The sequence below is a fragment of the Enterobacter cloacae complex sp. 309I3 genome, assembly GCF_050031595.1.
In the GTDB taxonomy this organism is placed as follows: Bacteria; Pseudomonadota; Gammaproteobacteria; order Enterobacterales; family Enterobacteriaceae; genus Enterobacter; species Enterobacter cloacae.
On the sequence record NZ_JBLGWI010000001.1, the window covers coordinates 3,711,239 to 3,729,736 of the forward strand.

The window sequence follows — 18,498 nt, forward strand, 5'->3', positions numbered from 1 at the left end:
CTAACCTCTTAAGCCAGACGCGTCGCCAGCTGGCCGTTTATATCTTTGTGGATCTCACGCAGCAGCGCATCGGTGGTTTCCCAGCTGATGCAGGCATCCGTCACGGACACACCGTACTTCATTGCGCTGCGCGGTTGTTCAGATGATTGATTGCCTTCATGAATATTGCTCTCAATCATCAGACCGATAATAGAACGGTTGCCGTCTTTGATTTGTGCGACCACCGATTCCGCCACCGCAGGCTGACGACGGTAATCTTTGTTCGAATTACCATGACTGCAATCTACCATCAGTGCCGGGCGCAGTCCCGCCTGCTCCATCTCTTTTTCACACTGTGCCACATCTGCCGGGCTGTAGTTTGGCGCTTTACCGCCACGCAGGATCACATGACCGTCCGGATTACCCTGCGTCTGCAGGAGACAAACCTGGCCCGCCTGGTTAATACCTACAAAGCGATGCGGCATGGCCGCGGCGCGCATGGCGTTGATCGCCGTGGCAAGGCTACCGTCGGTCCCGTTTTTAAAACCAACCGGCATCGACAGACCAGACGCCATTTCACGGTGGGTTTGTGATTCCGTAGTACGCGCACCAATCGCAGACCAGCTAAACAGATCGCCCAGGTACTGCGGGCTGTTCGGATCCAGCGCTTCGGTTGCCAGTGGCAGCCCCATGCTGACCAGCTCAACCAGCAGGCGACGCGCAATCTTCAGACCGGCTTCCACATCAAACGAGCCATCCATGTGCGGATCGTTAATCAACCCTTTCCAGCCAACGGTGGTACGTGGCTTCTCAAAATAGACGCGCATCACCAGGTAGAGGCTATCGCTGACCTCCTCCGCTAATGCTTTAAATCGACGAGCGTACTCAATGGCGGTTTCAGGATCGTGAATGGAACAAGGACCACATACCACCAGCAGACGCGGATCGCGGCCAGCGATAATGTCAGAAATGGTCTGGCGCGAGTGCTCAATTTGAGCCTCCTGCGCGGCGCTCAGCGGGAACTCCGCTTTCAGTTGATCCGGTGTAATCAAAACCTGTTCGTCAGTGATATGTACGTTGTTCAGCGCGTCTTTTTGCATGATGGCGATCCTGTAAAGCTCGTTTGCGATAGGTGTTTTCCTCGAAGAGGTGAAACAACGATACCACAACAAGTAAAGATTTCAATCCAAAATACGTACACTTTACTTTACAAAAGCCATTTTACTGCAAAAATCAGCCGACAAGATCGTAAACATAAAATTACACCCCCACTTTCTTTTGCCAGGCTATGCTGAAGAAAAAAGGAGAATGGCTATGCGTTCAATCGCTCTGATGCTGTTGTCGCTGTTTTTATCGGGCTGTGAGATCAACCCTTATACCTTCCAGCCCGACTGGACTAGTCCCAGCTGGTTTGATGCGGGTAAAGAAGACGCCATGAATGGTCTGCCGGTTAAAGATAATCAGACGCTGGCCGATAGTTTTAACGACCCGCAGGTTGATCGTAGTGAATATCTTCGTGGCTACGCCGACGGACAGAAAAAAGTGTGTGAGGAAGGTTTTATTCACGCCTGGGGGGTAGCAGGTAAATCTTTCCCGGCCAGTTGTGATACTGTTGAAAACGCAGCAAAACTGCATGAATCATGGCAACAAGGAATGGATGAAAGTATGCGTTCCAGCAGACTTAATTAAGCCGTTTTTTATACGCCGGAATATATACAACTGTAGGATTTAGCTTAGGTCGTACTCAGTACATTTCTGACATAATGACGGCTTTGATAAACAATGGTATTCTGCCGACAACTCGTAAGGACATCTATTTTCCAGAGCGGTATGGCGGATTCTGGTGAGAAATTCATTCTTGATCTCTTTGTTCCGACTCACTCTGGTGCTAATGCTGTTCTTTATGGTGGGCCCAGCACCGGCAGCCACGTTCACGGAAACCGATAAATCGGTACGTTCGATTGTATCGGGTATTGTGAGCTATACCCGATGGCCGTCACTTTCCGGGCAACCTAAACTCTGCGTTTATGCCTCATCTCACTACACGCAAGCACTGAGCAGCGAAGAGGGGCAAAGCGAGTTACCTTATACTCCCGTCATTGTACGTAACGATCAGGAAGCCCTGTCCGCGACGTGTGATGCTATTTATTTCGGGGCTGAATCGCCTGCAAAACAACTTGAATTAATAAGTCAATATCAGGGCAGAGCATTGCTATTAATCTCAGAGCAGAATCCGGAATGTGTTATTGGCAGTGCATTCTGCCTGATAATCGATCATAACCAGGTCAGATTTTCCGTTAATCTGGATGCATTGACGCGCAGTGGCGTACGCGTCAATCCGGATGTATTAATGCTGGCACGGAATAAGCAGCATGGATAAAGAAATCACTTCAACGCCACGTCCAACGTTTAAAAGCACGTTGAGACGAATCAGCATGATAAGCGTCATCATCACCATGACGTTAATTTGGCTCCTGCTCTGTTTTGCTTCCGTGGTGACATTAAAGCAATACGCCCAAAAAAATCTCGAATTAACCGGCGCAACAATGAGCCACAGCCTTGAAGCCTCACTGGTGTTTAATGATTCGCTGGCGGCTAACGAAACGCTCACCACCCTGGGTAAACAGGGCCAGTTTGCCGTGGCTGAGGTTATTAACGCGCATAAAAAGCGGTTTGCTTACTGGTCCTGGAACCCGGAAGAGAATAACGACACGCTGGGTGCATTGGTTAGCCGCTGGCTGTTCCCCGACCCGGTCGCACAGCCCATCATGCATAACGGTAATGCGATCGGCGAAATTCGCCTGACCGCACGCGATAATCTCATCAGCCATTTCATCTGGTTGTCGTTTGCCGTTCTTACCGGCTGTATTCTTTTTGCCACCGCCGTCGCGCTTACGATTACACAATCTCTGCATCATGGCATGGTCACGGCGCTGCAAAACATCACCGATGTCGTGCATGACGTACGCACCAACCGCAACTTTTCCCGGCGGGTGAAGGATGGTCGCATCGAAGAATTCCACCAGTTTGGCGAAGACTTCAACAGTCTGCTGGATGAAATGGAAGAGTGGCAGCTTAAGCTGCAGGCGAAAAACGCTCAGCTACTGCGTACCGCCATGCACGATCCTCTCACCGGCCTCGCCAATCGGGCGGCGTTTCGTAGCAGCATCGCGGCATTAATGCACGACGCCTCCGCAAAAACCAACACTGCCCTGCTCTTCCTCGACGGTGATAATTTCAAGTTTATTAACGATACCTGGGGACATGCTGCGGGCGATTGCGTCCTGATTGAAGTCGCCCGCCGGATGGTTGAGTTTGGCGATAAGCGTCATCAGTCATACCGCCTTGGCGGTGACGAGTTTGCGATGGTGCTGTACGGCGTGCAGTCTGCCGCGGAGGTTCAACAGATTTGTGCTGCGTTGTCGCAGCAGTTTATGCGCCCGTTCGATCTGCATAACGGGCAGACAGCAACGATGTCACTTAGCATTGGCTTTGCTCTGGCGTGGGAAAGTGCCTCTGTGGAAGCATTACTGGAGCAAGCCGACCGCAACATGTACCAGGATAAAAACCAGCGTACAAAAGCAATAACTTAGAAAGGATACGATATGTTAAAGCGATACTTCGCGCCGTTATTTCTCGCTTCGATGGTACTGACGGGTTGTCAGTCACCGCCTGAAGGTAAATTCTCCCCTGAGCAAATTGCGGCGATGAAGTCATACGGTTTTAACGAACTGAATGGCGACTGGTCTTTGGGCCTGTCAGATACGATCCTGTTTGATAAAAATGACGCCAGACTGCGCCCGGAAAGTGAAGCGCAGATCCGCACCATGGCCTCTCGCCTGGCGGCTACCGGCCTGAAACACGCCCGTATGGATGGCCACACCGATAATTACGGTGAAGAGAGCTACAATGAAGCGCTGTCGTTAAAACGTGCCAATGCAGTGGCTGACGTCTGGGCCAAAGGCGCCAATATCCCGCGCAGCAACCTCACCACGCAGGGATTAGGTAAAAAATATCCGGTTTCCAGCAACAGTACGGCGCAAGGGCGTGCTGAAAACCGTCGGGTCGCGGTGGTCATCAGCACGCCATAGCCTTATTTAATGGATGATTGTGCGAGCGACACGCCAGTTGCCGCTCGCCAGCGTAGCCAGTCAATCAGCATAAACAGCGCCAGGCTCACGCCCATCACCGGCAATGCCAGCCCCAGCAATACGCTGACCACCACCGTGACGGCTTTTCCCCATCCCGGGAGCGCCAGCCAGCACTGACAAAGCGTCTGAAGCGGATCCGCCGTTGATTGGGCCGGACGACGCATCCACCACATCCGGTATCCCCAGACAATCAGCACACACAGCGCCAGGCCAAATGCGACGAGCAGTAACTGGTTAACCAGCCCGAATAAGATCCCCATATGGAAATCCACCCCCCAGCGGGTCAGCTTTGCCATTAACGGGAAATCCTCAAAGCGGGTTCTGTCCAGAATTTGCATGGAATTTGGATCCACCGCAACGGCATCCACCTGGGTCGGCCAGCTGCGGTCAATTTCCGTCACGGTCCACGCCTGGTCAGCGCTTTTCGCCGGGCGGATTTCGAGTTTATTCGCATCAATCCCGGCCTGGCGGGCAGCGTGCAATACGCCATCGAACTGGGTCAGATCCATCGTCATGTCGGGCATCATCATGCCAGCATGATGCCCATGGTGTTCAGCGTGCTCATCCATCGTGACGGGCGCACCCGAAAGCGTGGTGTTCACCTGCGGCGTGAGCCAGTTCATCTGCGCGCGCAGTTTATCCACGTTGCCACCCGCCCACTGGGACCACGTCAGGCCGGTCGCAGAAAACAGCAACATTCCCCCCAGCAGCACCCAGCCCAGCGTGACATGCAGGCGACGCCGGTTCTGAAAACGATTGTTGAGCCGACGTTTTGGCCGGGTATAAAACCACAGCGCAATCCCGCCCAGCGCAGCGACCCACATCCACGAGGCGGCCAGCTCGCTATAGAGCCGACCAACGTTACCCAGCATCAGGGACGTATGCAGATAATCAATGGTCTGGCGTAGCGGTAAAATCCCGCTGGTGCCATACACGGTCATATCGCCACGCACCGCAAGAGTAACGGGATCGATAAAAATAGCGCGGGTCTCCGATGGGCCAAGCGACGGGTCGGCAAACATCACCCGGGTGGTTTCACCCGCAGCCAGGCCAGGACGAACGGCGTATAAACGCAGCTCGGTGCCGATGTTTTTTTCCGCCACGGCGATCTGTTCCGCCAGCGGTTGGAGTTCCCCCACGGAATCCGTATGGAGCGCGTGCCGGTACAGAATATTTTCCAGCTGCGGTGTCGCCACGTACAGCGTACCGGTCAGCGCGGCGAAGAAGATAAACGGGCCGACAAACAGCCCGACATAGAAATGGAGTCGACGCAGCAGGTTTCCCCATGCCGCGCGCGGAGTGCAGGTAGTCATACTTTTCCTATTTAAGGCAAAAAGTTATCGATATTTTTTAAAGGGAAAAAGCAGACTGCCGCGGCGGCGCGCGGGTATCAGGATAAAGCCAGGGGAAAAAGTGCCAGTGGCTGACCGCCTGACGCGGCATCCTGACACGCAGCCTTTGCAGCACGATACTGAGCAGCACAATCAGCGCGAGTATCATGCCCGGCACGTGGGCTAATAGCACGCAGTAGCCACAGGCTCCCGCATGGTCAACCGGCATGCTGTGCTGCATATCGCCGTGGTACTCATCCATCGACATCATGCTCATGTCATGATGCATCCCCGGCATGGCACTCATGGGATCTTTTTGCAGCGAGACGGAGATCAGCGGTGCGATCACGATCAGCAGGATCGCAAACAGCGCGGTCAATGCCGCTGCGCGTTTCCAGTTATGCTGATGCAGTACGTTAATCACTTACCCTCCACGGAAGAGGCCAGCATTGTAAATGATTTATGACGAAAGGGTTAACACGAGAGATGCGATGGGATAAAAAAAGGGCCAGCCTTTCGGCCAGCCCTTTCTAACAGGATGTCGCTTAAGCGAATCTTAGTTCAGACGCTCTTTAATACGAGCAGACTTACCAGTACGCTCACGCAGGTAGTACAGTTTAGCTTTACGTACAGCACCACGACGTTTAACAGCAATGCTGTCAACTACCGGAGAGTGAGTCTGGAAGACACGCTCAACGCCTTCGCCGTTGGAAATTTTACGAACAGTGAATGCAGAGTGCAGACCGCGGTTACGAATAGCGATAACCACGCCCTCGAATGCCTGCAGACGTTTTTTGGAACCTTCAACAACCCATACTTTCACTTCCACGGTGTCACCTGGACGGAAGGAAGGTACGTCCTGCTTCATCTGCTCTTGTTCAAGTTGCTTAATAATGTTGCTCATAATTTAATCTCTTATCCTGGGTAAACTGATATTCGGGAGCGTATTACGCATTCCCATCATGTTCATGCTGCTGTTGCGCGTGTTCAGTTTTGAACTCGGCCAGCAACTTTGCTTGCTCTTCAGTCAGAGCCAGGTTTTCCAGAAGTTCAGGTCTTCTAAGCCAGGTTCGGCCCAGCGACTGCTTCAAACGCCAGCGACGTATCTCAGCATGGTCTCCTGACAGTAACACTGCCGGGACTTCCATCCCTTCTAACACTTCAGGACGGGTATAGTGTGGACAGTCCAGCAACCCATCGGCAAAGGAATCTTCCGTTGCCGAAGCTTCATGGCCCAGTACTCCCGGAATGAACCGGGCGACGGAGTCAATCAGCGTCATTGCGGGTAACTCACCACCGCTGAGAACGTAATCGCCGATAGACCATTCTTCGTCAATCTCGGTTTGAATTACGCGCTCATCTATCCCTTCGTAGCGACCACAGACCAGAATCAGTTTTTGATTCGTCGCCAGTTCGCTGACGCCCGCTTGATCAAGCTTGCGTCCCTGAGGTGACAGATAAATCACCTTTGCGCCTTCACCTGCCGCGGCTTTTGCTGTGTGAATGGCGTCCCGTAAGGGTTGCACCATCATTAACATCCCCGGTCCGCCGCCGTAAGGACGATCGTCCACGGTACGGTGCCGGTCATGCGTGAAGTCACGAGGACTCCAGCTCTGGATGCTCAGCAGGCCATTCTTTACTGCCCGGCCAGTTACCCCGTAATCGGTAATCGCGCGGAACATTTCAGGAAACAGGCTAATTATGCCAATCCACATAGCGCCGTCTTTTACCGTTTATCCGGAGAATTTAAAAACCAGGATCCCAATCTACTTCAATCGTTTGAGTAGCGAGATCGACTTTCTTGATAACCTGTCCATCGAGGAACGGAACCAACCGCTCCTTGATGCCAAATGCATCTTTCAGGTTTGCCTTAATGACGAGAACGTCATTAGACCCGGTTTCCATCATGTCGATGACTTTCCCCAGGCTGTAGCCTTCAGTAGTGACTACCTGGCAACCCATAAGGTCTTTCCAGTAATAGTCGCCTTCTTCAAGCTCCGGCAACTGCGACGAATCCACGACAATTTCACAATTAGTCAGTGCATTCGCGGCATCACGATCGTCAACGCCTTTCAGCTTGATGATGATGTCCTGATTGTGGTGACGCCAGCTTTCCAGCTCGACCTCTTCCCACTTACCGCCTTTCTGAATAAACCAGGGCTGGTAATTAAAAATGCTATCAGCGTCTTCAGTGGAGGAAAACACTCTGAGCCAACCACGGATACCGTAGCAAGAACCCATTTTGCCCAATACAATCGGTTCAACAGGTGCTTTATTGCTCATCATGACCACCGTGACAGATTAAGCTGCTTTGTTTGCTGCTTTGATCAGCGTAGCAACGCGATCGGAAACAGTCGCGCCCTGGCCAACCCAGTGAGCGATACGATCCAGATCCAGACGAGTTTCTTCTTCTGCGCCAGCGGCCAGTGGGTTGAAGAAACCAACGCGCTCGATGAAGCGACCGTTGCGTGCATTACGGCTGTCAGTCACAACAACCTGGTAGAACGGACGCTTTTTAGCGCCGTGACGTGCTAAACGAATAGTTACCATAACATCCTCTTGTGTGAATAAAACAACCGGGCCCCATCGAGGAACGGAGCCCGGGTGTCATATTAAAAGCCCGAAAATTTTACTCATTTTCGGGCAAAAAGCAATCTCAAAAGCGATTATCGCCCAGGAAAACCGGGTGGCATCATGCCTTTCATGCCACGCATCATTTTCGCCATGCCGCCTTTCTTCATTTTCTTCATCATGCGCTGCATGTCGTCGAACTGTTTCAGAAGGCGGTTAACGTCCTGCACCTGCATGCCGCAACCGGCTGCGATACGGCGCTTACGGGAACCTTTGATGATATCCGGGTTAGCACGCTCTTTGAGGGTCATTGAGTTGATGATCGCCTCCATACGCACCAGCACCTTGTCATCCATCTGCGCTTTTACGTTGTCTGGGATCTGGCCCATGCCCGGCAGTTTGCCCATCAGGCTTGCCATGCCGCCCATGTTTTTCATCTGACGCAGCTGCTCAAGGAAGTCGGTCAGATCGAAACCGTCACCTTTTTTCAGCTTGCTGGCCAGCTTCTCGGCCTGCGCACGGTCAACTTTGCTCTCGATATCTTCAATCAGCGACAGTACGTCGCCCATGCCGAGGATACGGGAGGCAATACGGTCCGGGTGGAACGGCTCCAGCGCTTCGGTTTTTTCGCCCACACCGAGGAATTTGATCGGCTTACCGGTGATATGACGAATAGAAAGCGCCGCACCGCCGCGGGCGTCACCGTCCACTTTGGTCAGCACCACGCCGGTTAACGGCAGCGCTTCGTTGAACGCTTTCGCGGTGTTCGCCGCATCCTGGCCGGTCATGGCGTCAACCACAAACAGGGTCTCTACCGGGTTGATAGAAGCATGCACCTGTTTGATTTCGTCCATCATCGCTTCGTCGACGTGCAGACGACCGGCGGTATCCACCAGCAGCACGTCGTAGAACTTCAGCTTCGCCTCTTTCAGCGCTGCGTTCACGATGTCGACTGGCTTCTGGGCCACGTCAGACGGGAAGAAATCGACCCCAACCTGCTGCGCCAGGGTCTCCAGCTGTTTGATCGCCGCCGGGCGATAAACGTCCGCAGAAACCACCAGAACTTTTTTCTTGTGCTTCTCGCGCAGGAATTTACCCAGCTTACCGACGCTGGTGGTTTTACCCGCACCCTGCAGACCCGCCATCAACACGACGGCCGGAGGCTGAGCCGCCAGGTTTAGAACCTGGTTCTCTTCGCCCATCGCCGAAACCAGTTCGTTACGAACGATTTTGACGAACTCCTGACCCGGGGTCAGGCTCTTGTTAACTTCATGACCAACCGCCTTCTCTTTAACGCGGTTGATAAAATCACGAACAACCGGCAACGCGACGTCTGCTTCCAGCAGCGCCATGCGCACTTCGCGCAGCGTTTCCTTGATGTTGTCTTCGGTAAGGCGTCCGCGGCCGCTGATGTTGCGCAGCGTGCGCGACAAACGATCGGTTAAATTATCAAACATTGTCTCTCGCCTGAGTAGAAACGTTGGGCCGCCATGAGCGACACATACACAGAATTTTGCCGGAGTATAACATGAAGGCGCCTTTGTTGTTATGCAACGGTTGGAGCAGGCGTCACGTAACGTTATACTGCTTCTCTTTCTTATTAAGACAACTGTCGATGCCTATATGCCTGTTTTCGCACTGATCGCCCTTGTTGCCTACTCTGTCAGCCTTGCGCTGATCATTCCCGGACTGCTGCAAAAAAACAGCGGCTGGCGGCGCATGGCTATTCTGTCGGCGGTGATCGCACTGATTAGTCACGCTTTTGCGCTGGAATCGCGCATCATTCCCGGTGACGGCAGCGTGCAAAACCTGAGCGTGCTGAACGTCGGTTCGCTGGTCAGCCTGATGATCTGTACGGTGATGACCATTGTCGCCTCTAAGAATCGTGGCTGGCTGTTGCTGCCCATTGTTTATGCCTTCGCGCTGATCAATCTGGCCTTAGCTACCTTTATGCCCAATGAGTTCATTACGCATCTGGAAGCCACGCCGGGCATGCTGGTGCACATCGGCCTGTCGCTGTTCTCTTACGCAACGCTGATCATTGCCGCGCTCTATGCCATGCAGCTCGCCTGGATTGACTACCAGTTGAAAAACAAAAAGCTGGCGTTTAACCATGAGATGCCGCCGCTGATGGTCATTGAGCGTAAGATGTTCCACATCACCCAGGTCGGCGTAGTATTATTGACCTTAACGCTCTGCACTGGCCTGTTTTATATGAAAAACCTGTTCAGCGTGGAGAATATCGACAAAGCGGTGCTCTCCATCATCGCGTGGTTTGTCTATATTGTGCTGTTATGGGGCCATTATCATGAGGGCTGGCGCGGTCGTCGCGTGGTCTGGTTCAATGTCGCGGGTGCGGGCATACTCACCCTTGCCTATTTCGGAAGTCGCTTCATACAGCAATTTGCTGGCTAAGTAACAAAGGAGTTCCCCCTGGAACACATCTCTACCACCACGCTGATCGTTACGCTGATCGTCATGGTGGTCATCTCCGCCTATTTCTCTGGTTCGGAAACCGGCATGATGACCTTAAACCGCTACCGGTTACGTCATCGTGCTAAACAGGGTAACCGTGCCGCACGTCGCGTTGAAAAGCTGCTCCGTAAACCGGATCGCCTGATAAGCCTGGTGCTTATCGGTAACAACCTCGTCAATATCCTCGCCTCTGCGCTGGGCACCATTGTCGGGATGCGCCTGTACGGCAACGCCGGGGTCGCGATTGCTACCGGCGTACTGACGTTTGTGGTGCTGGTGTTTGCGGAAGTGCTGCCCAAAACCATCGCTGCGCTTTACCCGGAAAAAGTGGCTTACCCGAGCAGCTTCCTGCTGGCACCGCTGCTGATCCTGATGATGCCGCTGGTCTGGCTGTTGAATATGGTCACCCGTATCCTGATGCGCATGGTCGGCATCAAAGCCGACGTCGCCATCAGCAGTGCACTCAGCAAAGACGAGCTGCGCACCATCGTGAACGAATCCCGCTCGCAGATTTCACGCCGCAATCAGGACATGCTCCTGTCGGTGCTGGATCTGGAAAAGGTCAGCGTTAACGACATTATGGTGCCGCGTAACGAAATCGTCGGGATTGATATTAACGACGACTGGAAGGCCATCGTCCGCCAGCTGACCCACTCCCCGCACGGACGCATTGTGCTGTATCGCGACTCCCTGGACGACGCCATCAGTATGCTGCGCGTGCGGGAAGCCTATCGCCTGATGACCGAGAAAAAAGAGTTCACTAAAGAGGTGATGCTGCGCGCCGCCGACGAGATTTACTACGTGCCGGAAGGAACGCCGCTCAGCACGCAGCTGGTAAAATTCCAGCGTAACAAGAAGAAAGTCGGTCTGGTGGTCGATGAGTATGGCGATATTCAGGGGCTGGTGACGGTCGAAGATATTCTGGAAGAGATTGTTGGAGACTTTACCACCTCCATGTCCCCTTCTCTTGCGGAAGAGGTCACGCCGCAAAACGACGGTTCGGTGCTGATTGACGGCAGCGCGAACATCCGCGAACTCAATAAAGCCTTTAACTGGCATCTGCCGGAAGATGAGGCTCGCACCATGAACGGGATGATTCTGGAAGCACTGGAAGAGATCCCGGCGGCGGGCACGCGGGTGCGCATTGAACAGTATGATATTGATATCCTGGACGTGCAGGACAATATGATTAAGCAGGTGAAGGTCCTGCCTGTTAAACCACTGCGCGAAAGTATCGCGGAATAAAGTTGTAGGCCGGGCAAGGCGAAGCCGCCGCCCGGCACTACGGGACGGCAAATTACGCTTTCGCTTTCGCCACGGTTACCATCGCAGCACGGATGGTACGGCCGTTCAGGGTATACCCTTTCTGCATCACGCCCAGCACTTTACCGGCTTCAACGTCTTCCGATTCCACCATCGCAATTGCCTGGTGTACGTTAGGATCCAGCGGGACGTCGGTATCGGCAATCACTTCCACACCAAACTTACGCACCACGTCCAGCATGGATTTCAGCGTCAGTTCGATACCTTCGATCATCGCCGCGTTGTCCGGATTCGCTTTATCAGCCACTTCCAGCGCGCGATCGAGGCTGTCGATTACCGGCAGCAGTTCGTTGACGAATTTCTCCAGCGCAAACTTATGCGCCTTCTCAACGTCCTGTTCGGTACGACGACGCAGGTTTTCCATTTCCGCCTTGATGCGCAGAACACTGTCGCGTTCGCGATTCTGTGCTTCTACCAGTTGGGCTTCCAGATTCGCAATTTTTTCATCGCGCGGGTCCACCTGCTCAGCAGATGCGTCTGGCTCTACAGCCTCAACTTCATCGTGCTGTTCCGTGATAATTTCTTCAGGGGCTTGCCCCTCAGGCGTTTTCTGTTCTTTACTACTCATGAATTTCTCCGCGTTTTTCTGCATTCATCTCGCTAACTTCGCTTATTATGGGGATCAGTTTCCTGGATTCAAGGGAACAAGAGAGATTGTCATCATTCATCAGGCACAAGGACCTCCAGAAAATGAATAATCATTTCAGGTGTATTGGGATCGTCGGGCACCCGCGTCACCCTACGGCATTGACGACACATGAAATGTTGTATCGCTGGCTGTGTAGCAAAGGCTATGAAGTGATGGTTGAGCAGCAGATCGCTCAGGAGCTGCAGCTTAAGAGCGTCAAAACCGGCACGCTGGCAGAGATTGGACAGCAGGCGGATCTTGCCGTGGTGGTCGGCGGCGACGGCAACATGCTTGGCGCGGCTCGCACGCTGGCCCGCTACGACATAAAAGTCATCGGCATCAACCGTGGCAATCTCGGTTTTCTGACCGACCTCGACCCGGACAACGCGCAGCAGCAGCTGGCCGATGTGCTGGAAGGACATTACATCAGCGAAAAACGTTTTTTACTGGAAGCGCAGGTGTGTCAGCAGGACTGCCAGAAACGCATCAGCACCGCCATTAACGAGGTGGTACTTCACCCCGGCAAAGTGGCGCATATGATTGAGTTCGAAGTGTATATCGATGAAATCTTCGCGTTCTCCCAGCGCTCTGACGGGCTGATTATCTCCACGCCGACGGGCTCGACCGCCTATTCGCTTTCCGCGGGAGGACCAATCCTGACGCCTTCGCTGGATGCCATTACGCTGGTGCCGATGTTCCCGCACACCCTTTCTGCCCGCCCGCTGGTGATTAACGGCAGCAGCACCATCCGCCTGCGTTTCTCGCACCGCCGTAATGACCTGGAGATCAGCTGCGACAGCCAGATCGCACTGCCTATTCAGGAAGGTGAAGATGTACTGATTCGTCGGTGTGATTATCACCTGAATCTTATTCACCCGAAAGATTACAGCTATTTCAACACATTAAGCTCGAAGCTTGGCTGGTCAAAAAAATTGTTCTGATTTTTCATCCAGTGCTTTACTGTATAAAAAACCAGTTTATACTGTATGAAAACACAGTCATGGTTTTTCATACAGGAAAACAATTATGCTGGCACAACTGACCATCAGCAACTTTGCCATTGTTCGTGAGCTTGAGATCGATTTCCACAGCGGCATGACGGCGATCACCGGGGAAACCGGTGCGGGTAAATCCATTGCCATTGATGCCCTCGGCTTGTGCCTTGGCGGGCGTGCTGAGGGTGACATGGTGCGCATGGGCGCCAACCGTGCTGACCTCTGCGCTCGCTTCTCCCTGAAAGACACCCCTGCAGCCCTGCGCTGGCTCGAAGAAAACCAGCTTGAAGATGGACGTGAGTGTTTACTTCGTCGCGTTATCAGCAGCGACGGTCGTTCACGCGGTTTTATCAACGGCACGGCGGTACCGCTTTCTCAGCTTCGCGAGCTGGGCCAGTTGCTAATTCAAATCCATGGTCAGCACGCGCATCAGCAGCTGGTTAAGCCGGAGCAGCAAAAATCGCTACTCGATGGCTATGCAGGTGAGTATGCACTTACTCAGTTGATGGCAGAACACTATCGCCAGTGGCACCAGAGCTGTCGCGAGCTGGCTCAGCACCAGCAGCAAAGCCAGGAGCGTGCCGCACGCGCCGAGCTGCTGGAGTATCAGCTCAAAGAACTGAACGAGTTTAATCCGCAGGCGGGTGAGTTCGAACTCATTGACGAAGAGTACAAGCGTCTGGCCAACAGTGGCCATCTGCTCTCTACCAGCCAGAACGCCCTCACCTTACTGGCAGATGGCGAAGACGTTAATCTGCAAAGCCAGCTGTATAACGTGCGTCAGCTTGTTACCGAGCTGGCGGGCATGGACAGCAAACTGTCCGGCGTGCTGGATATGCTGGAAGAGGCGGCAATTCAAATCTCTGAAGCCGGTGATGAACTGCGCCACTACTGTGAACGTCTGGATCTCGATCCCAATCGCCTGTTTGAGCTGGAACAGCGCATTTCCCGTCAGATTTCGCTGGCGCGCAAGCACCACGTCACGCCGGAAGAGTTGCCTGCTTTCTATCAGTCTCTCCTTGATGAACAGCAGCAACTTGACGATCAGGCTGATTCACTGGAAACCCTGACTCTGGCGGTAAACCAGCACCATCAGCAGGCGCTGACCACGGCGAAACAGCTGCATGATGTTCGTCAGCATTATGCTCAGGAACTCAGCCAGCACATCACCGACAGCATGCATACGCTGGCGATGCCACACGGCGTATTCACAATTGATGTTCGCTTCGAAGAGAACTCCCTGACGGCGGAAGGCGCGGATCGCATCGAATTCCGTGTCACCACCAACCCAGGCCAGCCGTTACAGCCTATTTCCAAAGTGGCATCCGGCGGTGAGCTCTCCCGTATTGCTCTGGCGATCCAGGTTATCACCGCCCGTAAAATGGAAACCCCGGCCCTGATTTTCGATGAAGTGGATGTGGGGATCAGCGGTCCGACGGCGGCGGTAGTGGGTAAACTGCTGCGCCAGCTCGGTGAATCGACCCAAGTGATGTGCGTCACCCACCTGCCGCAGGTGGCGGGCTGTGGTCATCATCACTTTATCGTCAGCAAAGAAACGGACGGTGAAATGACCGAAACGCACATGAAACCGCTGGATAAACGCTCGCGCCTGCAGGAGCTGGCTCGTCTGCTGGGAGGCAGCGAAGTCACCCGCAATACGCTCGCGAATGCGAAAGAACTGCTGGCGGCATAAACTTTTTCGGGATCTCAGGGTCATACAGAACAACAAAAACGCCGCCAGACCGGTTTCAAAGTGGGGCAAGGTCTATTATCATCGGCATATTACATATGAGCCGCGTACTGCTCGGGCCCGAAAAGGAATCAAATCACTATGCGCTGTAAAACGCTGACCGCTGCCGCTGCGGTTCTTCTGATGTTGACCGCAGGCTGTTCCACTCTGGAGAAAGTGGTTTACCGTCCTGACATCAACCAGGGGAACTACCTTACCCCTAACGATGTGTCTAAAATCCGTGTAGGGATGACACAACAGCAGGTCGCTTATGCACTGGGAACCCCGATGATGTCCGATCCGTTCGGCACCAACACCTGGTTCTATGTATTCCGTCAGCAGCCAGGCCACGAAGATGTGACCCAGCAGACCCTGACGCTGACCTTCAGCAGCGCTGGTGTGTTGACCAACATCGACAACAAGCCTGCCCTGACCAAATAATCCGGCGTCAGAAATGCAAAAAGGTGCTCAATGAGCACCTTTTTTGTATCGACATTTCGCACTGGATCGTAGTCCCGGTAAGCGCAGCGCCACTGATGGAGAAAAGCACTACTTACCAGATTTCTCCGCACGCTGGCGACGCAGCTCTTTCGGGTCGGCAATCAGCGGGCGATAAATCTCCACCCGGTCGCCCTCTTTCAGCACATCACCCAGCTTCACCGGGCGGCTGTAAATGCCGACTTTATTTTTTGCCAGATCGATATCGCGACGAAGCTCCAGAATGCCAGAAGCTCGGATAGCCGCCTCAACGGTTGCGCCCTCTTCCAGCGTCACGCGCTGCAGATACTGCTTCTCAGGCAACGCGTAGACCACTTCCACAGCTATCTTATGCGACACTGTAGACCTCTTTGGCGCGGGTCGTGAACGCCTGAACCATATTGGACGCCAGCTCTTTGAAGATGCGGCCAAACGCCAGCTCAATCAGCTTATTGGTAAACTCAAAGTCCAGATGGAACTCGATGCGGCAGGCATCAGCGCTCAGCGGCGTAAACTTCCAGCCTCCCATCAGGGTCTTGAATGGACCATCCACCAGATGCATCAAAATACTCTGATTGTTCGTCAGCGTATTGCGGGTGGTGAACGTCTTGCTGATCCCCGCTTTGGAGACATCCACCGCCGCCGTCATCTGCGTCGGGCCAGACTCCAGAACGCGGCTCCCGGTACACCCAGGGATAAATTCTGGATAAGACTGAACATCGTTCACTAACTGATACATTTGTTCCGCGCTGTAAGGTACAAGCGCAGTACGGCTAATCTGAGGCATAGCATTTCCCATGGTCACACAACGGACAAATAATAACATTTATCACCTGTTAAAAAAACGCTAAGCCTCATCTCGTGCTAAGATAGCGCGTTAGACCTCACAGGACGCAATGAGGTGACTTTTTGAAATCAGATTACCGACGGCTTTACGACACTTATGACGAAGAAAAAAGCACATAAACCAGGCTCGGCGACCATTGCGCTCAACAAGCGTGCTCGCCATGAGTATTTCATTGAAGAAGAATTTGAAGCTGGCCTTGCCCTGCAGGGCTGGGAAGTAAAATCGCTGCGCGCCGGGAAAGCCAACATCGGCGATAGCTACGTCATCCTGAAAGATGGTGAAGCCTTCCTGTTCGGTGCCAACTTTACGCCGCTGACCGTCGCCTCTTCGCACTACGTGTGTGACCCAACGCGTACCCGTAAGCTGCTGCTGAACAAGCGTGAACTGGAATCCCTCTACGGGCGCATTAACCGAGAGGGCTTTACCGTGGTCGCGCTGTCGCTGTACTGGAAAAACGCCTGGTGCAAAGTAAAAGTTGGCGTTGCCAAAGGTAAAAAACAGCACGACAAACGTACTGACCTGAAAGAGCGCGAATGGCAGCTCGACAAAGCGCGCATTATGAAAAACGCAGGACGTTGATTCTGCACACTTATTGTACTATTCAATAAGTTAGCGTTCCGGGCTGGTATCCAGGAAGTGAAATCTGGTATACTGAGTTCAACACTATTGGGGCTGATTCTGGATTCGACGGGATTTGCGAAACCCAAGGTGCATGCCGAGGGGCGGTTTGCCTCGTTAAAAGCCGCAAAAAAATAGTCGCAAACGACGAAAACTACGCTTTAGCAGCTTAATAACCTGCTCTGAGCCCTCTCTCCCTAGCTTCCGCTCTTAAGACGGGGATCAAAGAGAGGTCAAACCCAAAAGAGATCGCGTGGAAGCCCTGCCTGGGGTTGAAGCGTTAAAACTAATCAGGCTAGTTCGTTAGTGGCGTGTCTGTCCGCAGCTGGCGTGCGAATGTAAAGACAAACTAAGCATGTAGTACCGAGGATGTAGAAATTTCGGACGCGGGTTCAACTCCCGCCAGCTCCACCAAATAAAACAAGGGGTTACGTGAAAGCGTAGCCCCTTTTTCTTTGGCAATGGCGACAAAATGGCGACAGATGTCAGGCAGTCAGGCAGGCAGGCAGTCAGGCAGTCAGGCAGTCAGGCAGTCATGCAGTCAGGCAGTCAGGCAGTTGTTCTAATTTAGGCCTAGCCATCTAAGAAACCATAGGTTACATTTTGTTTCCATTGTTAAATCATGTGTCAGCAACTCGGTATTTCTATGAATATAAAAAAATTGCATTCAATAAATAAATTGTTCCTAGTAACAACATTTGCATTTTTATTATTTGCTGCGATGGAATTCATCTATATATTTCTCCGTTCATTTAAACTCACCCCAAACTACACAGGCACTGTAAGCGATATATTAATTGCAACAGCCAACGTCATTTTGGCAATATTCGCCATATTAGCTTACAAAAATTTATCCAGTTTATTTAAGGAAAAAATATCCAGCAACGCTATAGATAAAATTGACACTGTCTTAATATCACTAGATGAATGCATTGATAAGCTATCAAGTTTATTTTTAAATTACACACTCATAAAAATCTTCAAAGAAGCAAAAGACTACAAAGAACCAAATTATGTAAAACTATTCGATGAAGCGTCAAAAAATACAACAGAAGCAATGGAATACGCCTACAAGGCGAAGTCGGTACTGAGCGCTTTAAAACGATGGAACATAAGTTTAGATACAGAACTTGGTCAGAGGCAACAAAAATTAGTAGATGATTCCTTTGAGCTTTGCATCGCCTCAACTAATATTATAATCGCATTAACTAATGAAATGAACCCAAAATCAAAATTCTCCAAAGGGGAGTCTTTTGATAACTTATTTGATTCATTCAATACAGAAAGAGAGCGCCTTCAGAAAGAAAATGATGAACTAAAAAACTTTTCCATACATGATATATTTAAAATTCAATGATCACATCCTTTCACTAA

The 18,498-nt window shown here is 52.4% G+C and carries 22 protein-coding genes and 1 other RNA gene; 12 read left to right on the forward strand and 11 right to left on the reverse strand.

Annotation, left to right across the window (positions count from 1 at the left end; translation table 11 throughout):
* Positions 1-8: 8 nt before the first annotated feature.
* Positions 9-1,079, reverse strand: coding sequence for a 3-deoxy-7-phosphoheptulonate synthase AroF (aroF, locus tag ACQG22_RS17660; protein ID WP_013098343.1), 1,071 nt, complete (start codon positions 1,077-1,079; stop codon positions 9-11).
* 214 nt (positions 1,080-1,293) lie between these two features.
* On the opposite strand from aroF, the gene ACQG22_RS17665 reads away from it, so the two are divergent.
* From ACQG22_RS17665 to ACQG22_RS17680, 4 genes are all read left to right on the forward strand, one after another.
* Positions 1,294-1,668, forward strand: coding sequence for a DUF2799 domain-containing protein (locus ACQG22_RS17665; RefSeq protein WP_020690780.1), 375 nt, complete (start codon positions 1,294-1,296; stop codon positions 1,666-1,668).
* 154 nt (positions 1,669-1,822) lie between these two features.
* Positions 1,823-2,359, forward strand: coding sequence for a YfiR family protein (locus ACQG22_RS17670; RefSeq protein WP_028028085.1), 537 nt, complete (start codon positions 1,823-1,825; stop codon positions 2,357-2,359).
* Complete coding sequence (dgcN, locus tag ACQG22_RS17675; RefSeq protein WP_369706995.1) at positions 2,352-3,572, forward strand: diguanylate cyclase DgcN; 1,221 nt, start codon at positions 2,352-2,354, stop codon at positions 3,570-3,572. Before ACQG22_RS17670 ends, dgcN begins: the two co-directional genes overlap by 8 nt.
* 12 nt (positions 3,573-3,584) lie before the next feature.
* On the forward strand, positions 3,585-4,070 hold the full coding sequence (locus tag ACQG22_RS17680) for an OmpA family protein (protein ID WP_013098347.1): 486 nt from the start codon (positions 3,585-3,587) through the stop codon (positions 4,068-4,070).
* 2 nt (positions 4,071-4,072) lie between these two features.
* On the opposite strand, the gene ACQG22_RS17685 is transcribed toward ACQG22_RS17680, so the two are convergent.
* The 7 genes from ACQG22_RS17685 to ffh form a co-directional block, all read right to left on the reverse strand.
* On the reverse strand, positions 4,073-5,443 hold the full coding sequence (locus tag ACQG22_RS17685) for a PepSY-associated TM helix domain-containing protein (RefSeq protein ID WP_369706994.1): 1,371 nt from the start codon (positions 5,441-5,443) through the stop codon (positions 4,073-4,075).
* Between the two features lie 37 nt (positions 5,444-5,480).
* Complete coding sequence (locus tag ACQG22_RS17690; protein WP_369706993.1) at positions 5,481-5,885, reverse strand: DUF2946 domain-containing protein; 405 nt, start codon at positions 5,883-5,885, stop codon at positions 5,481-5,483.
* Between the two features lie 132 nt (positions 5,886-6,017).
* The gene (gene rplS / locus ACQG22_RS17695) at positions 6,018-6,365 is read right to left on the reverse strand and encodes a 50S ribosomal protein L19 (RefSeq protein WP_002914145.1); all 348 of its coding nucleotides are present in this window, start codon (positions 6,363-6,365) and stop codon (positions 6,018-6,020) included.
* Positions 6,366-6,408: 43 nt separating this feature from the next.
* The gene (gene trmD / locus ACQG22_RS17700; RefSeq protein ID WP_369706992.1) at positions 6,409-7,176 is read right to left on the reverse strand and encodes a tRNA (guanosine(37)-N1)-methyltransferase TrmD; all 768 of its coding nucleotides are present in this window, start codon (positions 7,174-7,176) and stop codon (positions 6,409-6,411) included.
* A 31-nt stretch (positions 7,177-7,207) separates the two neighbouring features.
* Positions 7,208-7,747 carry a ribosome maturation factor RimM gene (gene rimM / locus ACQG22_RS17705; protein WP_013098350.1) on the reverse strand — a complete coding sequence of 180 codons (540 nt, stop codon included), beginning with the start codon at positions 7,745-7,747 and terminating at the stop codon, positions 7,208-7,210.
* A 15-nt stretch (positions 7,748-7,762) separates the two neighbouring features.
* Positions 7,763-8,011, reverse strand: coding sequence for a 30S ribosomal protein S16 (gene rpsP / locus ACQG22_RS17710; RefSeq protein ID WP_003863133.1), 249 nt, complete (start codon positions 8,009-8,011; stop codon positions 7,763-7,765).
* A 116-nt stretch (positions 8,012-8,127) separates the two neighbouring features.
* Complete coding sequence (ffh, locus tag ACQG22_RS17715; RefSeq protein WP_013098351.1) at positions 8,128-9,489, reverse strand: signal recognition particle protein; 1,362 nt, start codon at positions 9,487-9,489, stop codon at positions 8,128-8,130.
* Between the two features lie 166 nt (positions 9,490-9,655).
* Between ffh and ACQG22_RS17720 the strand changes: the two genes are divergently transcribed.
* Positions 9,656-10,447, forward strand: coding sequence for a cytochrome C assembly family protein (locus ACQG22_RS17720; protein ID WP_014832951.1), 792 nt, complete (start codon positions 9,656-9,658; stop codon positions 10,445-10,447).
* 18 nt (positions 10,448-10,465) lie between these two features.
* Positions 10,466-11,752: an HlyC/CorC family transporter gene (locus ACQG22_RS17725; RefSeq protein ID WP_028028086.1), complete on the forward strand. Its 1,287-nt coding sequence runs from the start codon at positions 10,466-10,468 to the stop codon at positions 11,750-11,752.
* 52 nt (positions 11,753-11,804) lie between these two features.
* On the opposite strand, the gene grpE is transcribed toward ACQG22_RS17725, so the two are convergent.
* Positions 11,805-12,398, reverse strand: coding sequence for a nucleotide exchange factor GrpE (gene grpE / locus ACQG22_RS17730; protein WP_013098354.1), 594 nt, complete (start codon positions 12,396-12,398; stop codon positions 11,805-11,807).
* 122 nt (positions 12,399-12,520) lie between these two features.
* Between grpE and nadK the strand changes: the two genes are divergently transcribed.
* The 3 genes from nadK (at position 12,521) to bamE (ending at position 15,623) form a co-directional block, all read left to right on the forward strand.
* Positions 12,521-13,399, forward strand: coding sequence for an NAD(+) kinase (gene nadK / locus ACQG22_RS17735; RefSeq protein WP_013098356.1), 879 nt, complete (start codon positions 12,521-12,523; stop codon positions 13,397-13,399).
* An 85-nt stretch (positions 13,400-13,484) separates the two neighbouring features.
* Complete coding sequence (gene recN / locus ACQG22_RS17740; protein WP_014832954.1) at positions 13,485-15,146, forward strand: DNA repair protein RecN; 1,662 nt, start codon at positions 13,485-13,487, stop codon at positions 15,144-15,146.
* Positions 15,147-15,284: 138 nt separating this feature from the next.
* On the forward strand, positions 15,285-15,623 hold the full coding sequence (bamE, locus tag ACQG22_RS17745) for an outer membrane protein assembly factor BamE (protein ID WP_003863121.1): 339 nt from the start codon (positions 15,285-15,287) through the stop codon (positions 15,621-15,623).
* Positions 15,624-15,731: 108 nt separating this feature from the next.
* Here the strand turns inward: bamE and ACQG22_RS17750 are convergent, their stop codons facing one another.
* A complete protein-coding gene (locus ACQG22_RS17750) occupies positions 15,732-16,019 on the reverse strand; it encodes an RnfH family protein (RefSeq protein WP_003863119.1) in 288 nt (95 codons plus the stop codon).
* Complete coding sequence (locus ACQG22_RS17755) at positions 16,009-16,446, reverse strand: type II toxin-antitoxin system RatA family toxin (RefSeq protein WP_008502504.1); 438 nt, start codon at positions 16,444-16,446, stop codon at positions 16,009-16,011. Before ACQG22_RS17755 ends, ACQG22_RS17750 begins: the two co-directional genes overlap by 11 nt.
* A 156-nt stretch (positions 16,447-16,602) precedes the next feature.
* Here ACQG22_RS17755 and smpB point away from each other — a divergent pair, with 156 nt between their 5' ends.
* The 3 genes from smpB (at position 16,603) to ACQG22_RS17770 (ending at position 18,481) form a co-directional block, all read left to right on the forward strand.
* A complete protein-coding gene (smpB, locus tag ACQG22_RS17760; protein WP_008502505.1) occupies positions 16,603-17,085 on the forward strand; it encodes an SsrA-binding protein SmpB in 483 nt (160 codons plus the stop codon).
* Between the two features lie 89 nt (positions 17,086-17,174).
* Positions 17,175-17,538: a transfer-messenger RNA gene (gene ssrA / locus ACQG22_RS17765) on the forward strand.
* Between the two features lie 208 nt (positions 17,539-17,746).
* The gene (locus tag ACQG22_RS17770) at positions 17,747-18,481 is read left to right on the forward strand and encodes a hypothetical protein (protein WP_369706991.1); all 735 of its coding nucleotides are present in this window, start codon (positions 17,747-17,749) and stop codon (positions 18,479-18,481) included.
* Positions 18,482-18,498: the final 17 nt, after the last annotated feature.

What these genes read in the sequence shown, in the direction of transcription:
- aroF (WP_013098343.1), bottom strand. Translation starts at nt 1,079, where the DNA reads ATGCAAAAAGACGCGCTGAACAACGTACATATCACTGACGAACAGGTT.
- ACQG22_RS17665 (WP_020690780.1), top strand. Translation starts at nt 1,294, where the DNA reads ATGCGTTCAATCGCTCTGATGCTGTTGTCGCTGTTTTTATCGGGCTGT.
- dgcN (WP_369706995.1), top strand. Translation starts at nt 2,352, where the DNA reads ATGGATAAAGAAATCACTTCAACGCCACGTCCAACGTTTAAAAGCACG.
- ACQG22_RS17680 (WP_013098347.1), top strand. Translation starts at nt 3,585, where the DNA reads ATGTTAAAGCGATACTTCGCGCCGTTATTTCTCGCTTCGATGGTACTG.
- ACQG22_RS17685 (WP_369706994.1), bottom strand. Translation starts at nt 5,443, where the DNA reads ATGACTACCTGCACTCCGCGCGCGGCATGGGGAAACCTGCTGCGTCGA.
- rplS (WP_002914145.1), bottom strand. Translation starts at nt 6,365, where the DNA reads ATGAGCAACATTATTAAGCAACTTGAACAAGAGCAGATGAAGCAGGAC.
- trmD (WP_369706992.1), bottom strand. Translation starts at nt 7,176, where the DNA reads ATGTGGATTGGCATAATTAGCCTGTTTCCTGAAATGTTCCGCGCGATT.
- rimM (WP_013098350.1), bottom strand. Translation starts at nt 7,747, where the DNA reads ATGATGAGCAATAAAGCACCTGTTGAACCGATTGTATTGGGCAAAATG.
- rpsP (WP_003863133.1), bottom strand. Translation starts at nt 8,011, where the DNA reads ATGGTAACTATTCGTTTAGCACGTCACGGCGCTAAAAAGCGTCCGTTC.
- ffh (WP_013098351.1), bottom strand. Translation starts at nt 9,489, where the DNA reads ATGTTTGATAATTTAACCGATCGTTTGTCGCGCACGCTGCGCAACATC.
- ACQG22_RS17720 (WP_014832951.1), top strand. Translation starts at nt 9,656, where the DNA reads ATGCCTGTTTTCGCACTGATCGCCCTTGTTGCCTACTCTGTCAGCCTT.
- grpE (WP_013098354.1), bottom strand. Translation starts at nt 12,398, where the DNA reads ATGAGTAGTAAAGAACAGAAAACGCCTGAGGGGCAAGCCCCTGAAGAA.
- nadK (WP_013098356.1), top strand. Translation starts at nt 12,521, where the DNA reads ATGAATAATCATTTCAGGTGTATTGGGATCGTCGGGCACCCGCGTCAC.
- recN (WP_014832954.1), top strand. Translation starts at nt 13,485, where the DNA reads ATGCTGGCACAACTGACCATCAGCAACTTTGCCATTGTTCGTGAGCTT.
- bamE (WP_003863121.1), top strand. Translation starts at nt 15,285, where the DNA reads ATGCGCTGTAAAACGCTGACCGCTGCCGCTGCGGTTCTTCTGATGTTG.
- ACQG22_RS17755 (WP_008502504.1), bottom strand. Translation starts at nt 16,446, where the DNA reads ATGCCTCAGATTAGCCGTACTGCGCTTGTACCTTACAGCGCGGAACAA.
- smpB (WP_008502505.1), top strand. Translation starts at nt 16,603, where the DNA reads ATGACGAAGAAAAAAGCACATAAACCAGGCTCGGCGACCATTGCGCTC.
- ACQG22_RS17770 (WP_369706991.1), top strand. Translation starts at nt 17,747, where the DNA reads ATGTGTCAGCAACTCGGTATTTCTATGAATATAAAAAAATTGCATTCA.